The 8,983-nt window shown below is 38.7% G+C and carries 9 protein-coding genes; 7 read left to right on the top strand and 2 right to left on the bottom strand.

Annotated features, from left to right (window positions below; genetic code table 11):
- Window positions 1-508, top strand: a 508-nt coding sequence (locus ND16A_RS04120) for an IS110 family transposase (RefSeq protein WP_033078692.1), incomplete at its 5' end; no start/stop codon positions are given.
- Window positions 509-975: 467 nt separating this feature from the next.
- Here ND16A_RS04120 and ND16A_RS04125 read toward each other — a convergent pair.
- Window positions 976-1,194: a CopG family antitoxin gene (locus tag ND16A_RS04125; RefSeq protein ID WP_033078690.1), complete on the bottom strand. Its 219-nt coding sequence runs from the start codon at window positions 1,192-1,194 to the stop codon at window positions 976-978.
- A 2-nt stretch (window positions 1,195-1,196) separates the two neighbouring features.
- Window positions 1,197-1,481: a BrnT family toxin gene (locus ND16A_RS04130; RefSeq protein ID WP_033078689.1), complete on the bottom strand. Its 285-nt coding sequence runs from the start codon at window positions 1,479-1,481 to the stop codon at window positions 1,197-1,199.
- Window positions 1,482-2,136: 655 nt separating this feature from the next.
- Between ND16A_RS04130 and ND16A_RS04135 the strand changes: the two genes are divergently transcribed.
- The 6 genes from ND16A_RS04135 to ND16A_RS04160 all read left to right on the top strand — a co-directional run bounded on the left by ND16A_RS04135 (window position 2,137) and on the right by ND16A_RS04160 (window position 8,865).
- On the top strand, window positions 2,137-3,921 hold the full coding sequence (locus ND16A_RS04135) for a nitrilase-related carbon-nitrogen hydrolase (protein ID WP_052073251.1): 1,785 nt from the start codon (window positions 2,137-2,139) through the stop codon (window positions 3,919-3,921).
- 376 nt (window positions 3,922-4,297) lie between these two features.
- Window positions 4,298-4,492, top strand: coding sequence for a hypothetical protein (locus tag ND16A_RS04140; protein WP_033078688.1), 195 nt, complete (start codon window positions 4,298-4,300; stop codon window positions 4,490-4,492).
- A gap of 429 nt (window positions 4,493-4,921) precedes the next feature.
- Complete coding sequence (locus tag ND16A_RS04145) at window positions 4,922-6,121, top strand: serine hydrolase domain-containing protein (protein WP_033078687.1); 1,200 nt, start codon at window positions 4,922-4,924, stop codon at window positions 6,119-6,121.
- A 370-nt stretch (window positions 6,122-6,491) separates the two neighbouring features.
- A complete protein-coding gene (locus tag ND16A_RS04150; RefSeq protein WP_033078686.1) occupies window positions 6,492-7,217 on the top strand; it encodes a hypothetical protein in 726 nt (241 codons plus the stop codon).
- 99 nt (window positions 7,218-7,316) lie between these two features.
- On the top strand, window positions 7,317-8,408 hold the full coding sequence (locus ND16A_RS04155; RefSeq protein WP_033078685.1) for a type 1 glutamine amidotransferase domain-containing protein: 1,092 nt from the start codon (window positions 7,317-7,319) through the stop codon (window positions 8,406-8,408).
- 46 nt (window positions 8,409-8,454) lie between these two features.
- Window positions 8,455-8,865, top strand: coding sequence for a retropepsin-like aspartic protease (locus ND16A_RS04160; RefSeq protein ID WP_033078684.1), 411 nt, complete (start codon window positions 8,455-8,457; stop codon window positions 8,863-8,865).
- Window positions 8,866-8,983 lie beyond the last annotated feature (118 nt).

Raw genomic sequence — 8,983 nt, 5'->3', positions numbered from 1 at the left:
AGACTCTGTAGTGCAACGCAATGTCGATTTTGATTTAGCCCTGCTCGATTGCTATCAAAAAGAATTAAAGCAATTAGAATCCTTCATAGAAAGCAAAGCTCGACAACATAACCCCGGGTACCTTGCTATATTGAGGACAGTACCAGGCATTGGCCAAATCTTGGCGCTGACGATTTTGTATGAAATTGGTGATATAGAACGATTCGAATCGGTTCAAAAATTTGCTTCTTATTGTCGGTTAATTAAGTGCAAAGCTGAATCGGCAGGTAAAACTTATGGAACGTCCGGCAATAAAATTGGCAATGGTCATTTAAAGTGGGCATTTAGTGAATCGGCGGTACTGTATCTTCGGGGCAATGATAAAGCGAGGCGCTATTTAAACAAATTACAAAAACGCATGAGCAAAGCCAAAGCATTATCGGCGTTAGCCCACAAATTGGGCCGTTGCGTGTATTACATGTTAAAAAATAAAACGGTATTTGATGATGACAAGTTTTTAGCCAGATAAGTCGCACCACAAGGTGAGCTGAACGCCTAACTGGATGGTTGGAGTATCCGAAGAATCGTTTATCAGTATATGACGACTCTTATACCAGAAGTACAAGCCAGACAACTTGATTAGACGCCTTATGGGTGCGCATTAATGCAATAAACAAAATTGCTTACACCTTAGCTGAGCCTGAAACTAACTGAACACCCTCTGTGGGTTGAATCATTATCTTGAGTAGTGCCAGATTAAGGTTAACCGATGAATGTCTAGTGCCCCTGTTCAACCAATGGACTGACGAAACAGGCAGTGATGAGATCACGATAAGAGAGCCTCAATATGTGTTTGCTGTAAGTAATTTAACAACTGTCTGACAGTGCGAAGTAAACAAGTTTGTTTATTGATTTAACAATTAGCTGCCTAGCGGCAGCTAAAAAAACTTCTATTGCCTGTTGACGGGAAAAGGCTCATATGTGTTAGGGCTGCGATTACGCATGCCAGTTGATATCAATTTTTTTGTGTGTAGCTACACAATCACGTAAATATAAATTAATAAGACTTTGGTACGGAACCCCAGACTCTTCTGCCATACTTTTAAAGTATGAAATAACATCTTCACCAAGACGCATAGTCACAGACTTTTTTAATTTGCTCGCGTAAGGGTTTTTACGCGATTTCATTGCTGATAAATCATATTCATCTTTCATAATTAATGTCCTCGCTGATAATTTTCACTTTCGTTCTTTGTTGCTTTTCTAGCTGAAATTACTCTTATAGTATTTCCATCATCACGTTCGCAGTGACAAACAAGTAATAAATTTGTTTCATTACTCATACCAAGCATCAAAAATCGGTCTTCTGTTTCGGAGTTCTCTTGATCAAAGAACTGCACAGCAAATTCATCAAAAAATACGGACTTAGCTTCATCAAAAGAAACACCGTGTTTTTTGATATTTGTTGCAGCTTTGGCTGCATTCCATTCGAATTTAATCATATGTACATTGTATGTACGCGAGGCCGAATTGTCAAAGTAGCCCTAACAATTTATTAGTTCGTAAAACGCACTTGAAAAAGCGTCCTTTTTGCCTTTTATAATTTAATGATGGGAATAAATTATCAGTTTATTTAAACAGTTACTAGATAAATTTTGATTGTATAAAAAAGAAAATGAATATTTATCCTACTATCAACTTTTATTATATTAAGCAGCTAGCTTTTTTGATCCTTCCTCCTAACTTTTACATTAATTGACTAGGATATTGATGTTGCCAACGGCTGCTGTTGGTTCACTAGAGTCTTTTATTACATTGCGTTAAATTGTTGATGGGCTCATGTGCCAATTGCCGACTCAACTAAATAATACAGAAGGGGTCACTTCATTTGTATTGAAAACTTTAGCCGAAGATTGTTGGCCATAAATTGGTAATATGGTATGAGTAACTTCATTATTTGGCCGTTTAATTCATTCATGCGAATAATGCGGCTACATATAATGTATTAATTTAAAGCCAGCTTTACTAAAAGTAGACAAAATACACTAAAATAGCCTCACCGATTGCTTTTTAATGTCATAATCTAATCGATAAAGCGTAATGCTTTCACAATGCTAAATTCAAACAATCATTAGTTACATGGAAAATATATAAATCATGCGAGTAGCCGTTTCTCAGTTTGCCACATCCTTAAATGTTCAAGAAAATCTAGCAACCTGTATTCGTATGATAAATGAGGCGGCAGGGTGCGAGCCTTCTCTAATCGTTCTTCCTGAATTTTGTAATACGCAGTCGTGGTACGCCGATCATAATCAGGCATGGAATGAAGCCTTACCGACTAATGGTCCTTTTTTACAACATATAGCGGAGCTAGCGAAAAAACATGACTGCTATATTGTGCTCAATGTAACTTTACGGCGAGACCTTTTACGCGATCACCAAGACGGCTCGATTAAATCCAATATTAGTGTGACCTCATGTTTATTTTCACCGCTTGGAGACCTCATTCAGCAAGTGGATAGACAAGCGTTGACGGGGCATGAAAATGATTTTTTTATTTGCGCGAGCAAAGTTGCTGAAGTGGTAACAACGCCCTTTGGAAAACTCGGACTTTTGACCGGTAGCGATGGTATTACCTTTGAAACATCGCGTGGATTAGCCTTAAGTGGTGCGCAATTATTGTGTAACCCGATAAATTCATTCGCATTAGATCAAAGTAATTTACATGGTCCTGCGCGAGCGTGCGAAAATAAAGTGTTTATAGCTGCGGCAAATAAAGTTGGCTCGCTCATACCACAAGAACAAAGTGCAATTTTTTCTGCGCAAAGTTTTGTTCCTCAAGAATTTCTTGTTGGCGTTGGTCAAAGCCAAATAGTTTCTCCCGATGGCAAGGTGCTCGCAAAGATAACTAACCATGAAGAAGGTTTTGTTTTTGCCGATATAGACTTGGCCGAGTCCAGCAATAAATTCCGCCCTGATGGCACTGAACTAATTAAACAGCGGCGTCCCGAGCTTTATCGAGAGCAAACACTGCCGGTGAAGCAAGCACCCCAGCATGAACAGGCATTTGATCATAATAGTAAGGTACCAGAAACTGCCAATGTCGCGATATTTGCAACATACAAGTCTAACGAACAAGCCATCGAAGATGTTTGTCATTACATTGAAAACAACCTCAGTGACATCATTCAATTACCGGAATTATTTTTTATCGCAGATAAAACAATTACCAATAATGCTGAACAAATAGTGCAGATAGCATGCTTGAGCGAGCAGCTAATTAATCAAGTCAGCTCAGTGCTGAGGCCTTTTCAATACGTATGCACTAGTGTCGTTATTGAGGGAATGCATCAGGCGGTGCTAATAAGCGAACATGGTTTATTTGCAACACAACAGCAATTGCATTTTTGTCGCAGATATCGGTGGACTGCACTAGGTGATGATTTAAACATTATAGAATTGCCGTTAGAGCAAGGGAACATTAACATTGCTATGCTAACAGCCGATGACGCTAACATACCTGAAATAGTAAAGGTTGCGGCTTTAAATGACATCCACTTGTTACTGGTACCTTTTGATATTCAAGAGCCGTGCGAGGTTGAGTATGGTTTGTTATCTCGCGCTGCTGAAAATAGAATTTGCATCGTTGCTGCGAGTCGCGAGAAAAGCTTTACCAATAATTTGACTACCGATAACGGTAATGGCAATAATAAAAACAAGGTAAAATCTCAGAAATCCACAGGATTAATTGCCAATTTATCCATAAACTCCGCCTTATTGCCTCAGTGGAAGTCACGAAAGTTTGATGGCTATATCAACCAACCTCTGGTCAAACATCAGCATGGTAAAATCACCAAAGCGGTGATTCACCCTATAGCGGCTTGTAAGAAACTTATGGCGACCAAATATGCAGGAACAGCGCAGTCGGACGTTTCTAAATGAAACCATTACGGTATATAGATTAAGCTACTCCTGCGGATGCGCTGTTAAGAAACACAAGGCTTGCATCATTTGGGGGCTAATTTTGAATTCTTCTACATACAATCTCAGTTTATTATGCTCAGGCAGCACTAAACACTTTCCTAATCTAAAATTGTCACTATTCAGGGGTGTATCTAAGTGATTGATATTGATGGTGAATAAATGCATAATGATCGCATCATATCAAGGATATGGTTTTAATCTCATATCAATTATAAAGAACTCACTTTTGTCCAGCGCAAGAAAGGAAAAGAACTCATTCCTCAATTGTCGCGAGATAAAAGCAACAGTTTGATATGAATTACCAAAAAATGAACTTAAAGGAATATATAAGCAAATGAAAAAAATTATTATTTGTGTCGCCGCGGCAGTTATCCTAAGCGCTTGCGCTGGCAATAATGGAGCCGAGGAAGGAACCCAATTAACAAAAAAATCTAATGCTTCGAACTGTAAAAAGATTAAATCTACTGGCAGTAATATTGCTAAAAAAGTATGTAGTGGTGGCAAGCAAAGAAGCAAAAAATCCGACTAATACGGATACCCAAAAACTCGCTTCCTTATAATTGAATAACATTATCCGCATAACAAAGGACTAGGTAAAAACTTTAATTTCACATTAAATTACATTTACTTGCCCTATAAGTTAAAAAGTATCGACAACAAGCTGTTGGCTATTTTCGTTTCTAACCATTCTAGCCAACAATTATCTTGCTATTCATGAGTACGTTAGAGCCCCCCTAATTGTTGAATATACAGTGAAAAATTTCGGTTCAACCCTTGATAAACTCTCTTGGCTGCCATGTTATTAAGGAAGTATAAGGTAAGCGGTAAAAGTGTTTATCGTATATTTCTTCTTTTCATCCATATCAACACGCAGTTCAGCGATAACTAGCAGATTCGAAACCTTCACTGCATTAATATTAAGGCAACTGAAATCAAGCCTATGGCAGAAAATTAAATTATGATAAAAATAACCTTATACAAAAAAATAATTCCAGTTTTTCTTTGTTCACTACTTGTCCCCTCGGTATTCGCTCAGGATACTCTGGTCGATAAGCTAAAAATCGAACAACAAGTGCAACAATTTATGGCAAAAGAAGATATCCCTGCATTAGCCATAGGTATTATTCAAAACGGAAAAGTTGTGTTTACTTCAGGGCAAGGGGTACTTGATAGAAAAAATAAGCAACCAATCAATTCAAAGACAATGTTTCAAATCGGTTCGCATTCAAAACCATTAACCAGCATTATCACTTTAGAGCTGATTAAAGAAGGTAAGTTGAACCTTTCGGATCGGGTCGTTGACCATTTGCCAGGGGTATTTCCGAAAGCCTCACTTGCTGAGTTTGAAGCATTAACGATAGAGCATCTAATGGTGCATCGTTCTGGTTTACCTACCTATCCTAACAATGTCACCCGCATCGATGGCGATGCAATGTTAGGTGGCTACAGTGAAGAAATGTTATTGGAAGCATTGAGCACAATCGAATTAAGATTTGCACCAGATGAGAAATGGCGATATTCAAACTTTAATTATGCCGTGCTTGGCTATGTGCTGAGCAAAATAACCAATAAAAGTTACGCTCAATTAGTTAAACATTATATTACGGATAAATACGAGCTTGCCGACACTTTGGTTAATTTATCCGATAACCAAAAAAACACGGTTCTGGCAACACCTTACAGGAAGGACAATCGACAAGTTGCCACTCAGCCCTGGGATATGGGATTGCTTACCCCCCACGGTGGTGTTTATTCAACGATTGATGATTTTGCTCACCTTATGGAGCTACAAATAGCAGCATACAACAAATATAACAACAGCGGCGTAACCTCAGCGCTGGTTTCCACTCAAATAAAATATGATACCGAATTTACCCAGGATGGTGAAACATATCCAGGGTTCAGTTATGGTCTGGGCATGATTGAGGTAACGCCTGAATTCCCTATGCATGCTGAAACTGTGCTTTACCATGGTGGTGATCTTGATGGCTTTGCTAGTGAGTATCGGTTTTCTCCAGAATATGGTGTTGGTGTGGTAATGCTGACATCCAGTGGGGGCAGAAAGTTTATCAGGTTCGCAATGAAAATTATGGATGAGTTATTGGAAAGCACTGTTAACAATCAGCAGAAGCTGGCCGTTAATACTGCAACGGATTAATTCACCCAACAACATCGTATTTTCAAATCCCGCCTGAAGTGGTGACTTGTAAAGAGATGCAAAAACAACGCACCGACATGCTTCACTGGAGAAGGGGCGTTATCAATACAAAAGCTTGTGTGAATCACAACTTCACCGTGAACGCCGCCGCTAAAGATCGCAAGGCTTCTACAGCTTAGTTTTTAACGACTAAGCTGCTTCTTTTCTCTCTGTTCCCACAACAAACCTTCATTACTCAAAGACTTTCGTTTTAGTTGATGCTTTCTTCTGAAATTTGGGCGTTACATTCCTGCCGCAATTGAATCTTTTTCACCTTTATTTCACATAAAAACGAATACAGTTTAATTTTAATACCCCAAAAGGCAAAAACATGAAGAAGTATTACTTATTTCTGATCTGCATTGGCGCAGTTTTTAACGTCATTGCCGCTCAGAATACTACCGAGGAACTGGTAGCGCTCAAGGAAAAAATCAATCGCGCGATTATAAAAGTTGAACATACAGAGAGAGCGCTTTGGTCGTATAAAATTTCTCGCTATGAAGACGAGGAAGGTGACATATCAAGCAGTATTGAGCAACATTCCCCACAAACAAGTGAACGATGGCTGCTTAAACAAATTAATGGCCAACTACCGACAAAAAAACAAATTAAGAATTTTGCTAAAAAGAAACAAGAGCAAAGCAACACAAGGAAGCAAGAAGGTAATATAAAACTCACGTTACGTGAGCTAATTAATCAAAAAAGTCTGTCTTTAGTGTCCACAGACGATAAGCATATAATTATGGCATTTAACGTTTATTGGGAGAAACTGGGGAAGGATTCAATTGGTAAGCTACAAGGTAAATTAGTCTATCAAAAAGAGCAGCAATTTATTGAAAAAATATCGATTTGGAACAACGCAGAATTTTCGCCGATGTTTACTGCCAATATTACCGACTTCGCCCTAACGTTTACTTTTTTAAATATTAATGGAGCAGTACTGGTTAAGCAAAATGAAATGAAGATGAAAGGTAGCTTTGCTTACTTCACCGAAATCAACGAAATCTCCTTAGATAACTTTTCAGATTACGTATATCAAGGTCAGCCCATACAATAAACGACACATAACAGCAGTAAATCGATTGGTCACAACTATTTCACAATGATTTCACATGTTGATAGTTAAACTCGTTTTAAAATTAACGAGGAACAGTTCATGCTAAATAAATATCCACGAATCAAAATCACCTTGATCAGCTTTTTCAGTTTGATTATTTTACTCGTGGCTTTTGTCTTCTGGCTGCGGAGTCTTATCCCCTTTGACCCTAATCACAAAGATCTTACCATTACCAAGCCGCAAGACCTTGTTTATCTATCACAAGGAGTAAAAGAACACCGTGGAAAAGTACTTGCCGTGGTTACCAGTATCGACATTATGGGCGCTAGTGGCAAAGATACCGGCTATGAATTAACCGAATTGGCTCGCGCCTATTATGTTTTTGAAGCCAACGGTTTTGAGGTTGATATTGCTAGCCCGAAAGGCGGTAAACCGCCAGTGGTGCTAGATGACGATGATATGGGTAAGTTCGATTTTGCTTTTTTGAATGATACTCTCGCGCAGACAAAAGTCGATAATAGCATCGCCATGGCTGAGGTTGATACCAGGGAGTATCAGGCCGTTTATTTCGTCGGTGGCAAGGGCGCGATGTTTGATTTTCCAGACAACGTAGCAATCAAGTCATTAGTGAGTGATTATTATCAATCGGGCAAGGTGATTGGGGCTGTTTGTCATGGGCCGGCAGCATTGGTCAATGTCACTCTGGATGATGGCACCGCTTTATTAGCCAATAAAACAGTGGCCAGTTTTACCAACGATGAAGAGCTGTTATTAATTCCTGATGCAAAAGAAGTATTTCCGTTCTTATTGCAAAATAAATTAATTGAGCAAGGGGCAAACTTTGATGCGGGTCATGTGTATTTGGATAACACGGTTCAGGATGGCAATTTAATCACAGGGCAAAATCCCTGGTCTGTATGGTCAGTCGCAGAATCTATGATTGCACAATTAGGGTATCTCCCGGTTAAACGTCAGATCACTGCTGAAGAAAATACTATCAGTATCATAACAACCTACGAAGACGAAGGAATTCAACAAGCTAAAGCAAAAATAACATCGATGTTAGCCAATGAAGAACAATCATTTGATAGAATTTTATTCGCTGTGCACACTATTGTTTATGCCATGCAATGGGAGCTAGGCAAGTCTATTGACATGTTACGTTTACTTTCTTTTGCTGATATTGACTAATCATTTAGTCGTCACATTAGTTGTAAGATGTTAAGAGAGAAAAGTAATGAAATATGCACAAGTTTTTATAATCACATTAACACTGTTGAGCTTAACTGGTTGCGGTTATGCAAATATACTTCGTGTTAGAAATGCCAATGATAATATTGTTCCTGTATGGACAGGTAATCAAACGCAAGCTGATTTAATAACCCATTATATTGGTGTAAAGCCCTTTGTGGAAGTTTCAATTAATGACATTAATGGCTTTAAGTTTTTACTTGATACGGGGGCTACATTTAGTGTTTTGGAAGACAGCAACAAAGTTAAGATGCTTGATCTACAAAAGGGTTACTCATTTCCAATCGGCGGTTGGGGAGATGAAGGCCCCTCAAGGGGATATCAAACCAAGGCAAAGAAAGTAAGTTTGAACGGTGTTGATTTTAGTGATGTTACGTTTGCTTATATACCGTTCTAAAACACTTACACAAACCTGATCATCAGGCTTTAGGTTATTTCTGCATTCAACGATACTGGTTGCATTTGCTAAGTAGCAAGCGCAGAGCCGTTATCTCCAGCAGCGTAGATTTCGACTG

Source organism: Thalassotalea sp. ND16A (genome assembly GCF_000764205.1).
GTDB lineage: Bacteria > Pseudomonadota > Gammaproteobacteria > Enterobacterales > Alteromonadaceae > Thalassotalea_A.
Note: the sequence above shows the minus strand (reverse complement) of the source record. Positions and strands in the feature narration are given on the sequence as shown.

Excerpts from the sequence above, each read along its gene's own strand:
- ND16A_RS04130 (WP_033078689.1), bottom strand. The coding sequence starts at position 1,481 with ATGATTAAATTCGAATGGAATGCAGCCAAAGCTGCAACAAATATCAAA.
- ND16A_RS04125 (WP_033078690.1), bottom strand. The coding sequence starts at position 1,194 with ATGAAAGATGAATATGATTTATCAGCAATGAAATCGCGTAAAAACCCT.
- ND16A_RS04150 (WP_033078686.1), top strand. The coding sequence starts at position 6,492 with ATGAAGAAGTATTACTTATTTCTGATCTGCATTGGCGCAGTTTTTAAC.
- ND16A_RS04145 (WP_033078687.1), top strand. The coding sequence starts at position 4,922 with ATGATAAAAATAACCTTATACAAAAAAATAATTCCAGTTTTTCTTTGT.
- ND16A_RS04160 (WP_033078684.1), top strand. The coding sequence starts at position 8,455 with ATGAAATATGCACAAGTTTTTATAATCACATTAACACTGTTGAGCTTA.
- ND16A_RS04155 (WP_033078685.1), top strand. The coding sequence starts at position 7,317 with ATGCTAAATAAATATCCACGAATCAAAATCACCTTGATCAGCTTTTTC.
- ND16A_RS04135 (WP_052073251.1), top strand. The coding sequence starts at position 2,137 with ATGCGAGTAGCCGTTTCTCAGTTTGCCACATCCTTAAATGTTCAAGAA.
- ND16A_RS04140 (WP_033078688.1), top strand. The coding sequence starts at position 4,298 with ATGAAAAAAATTATTATTTGTGTCGCCGCGGCAGTTATCCTAAGCGCT.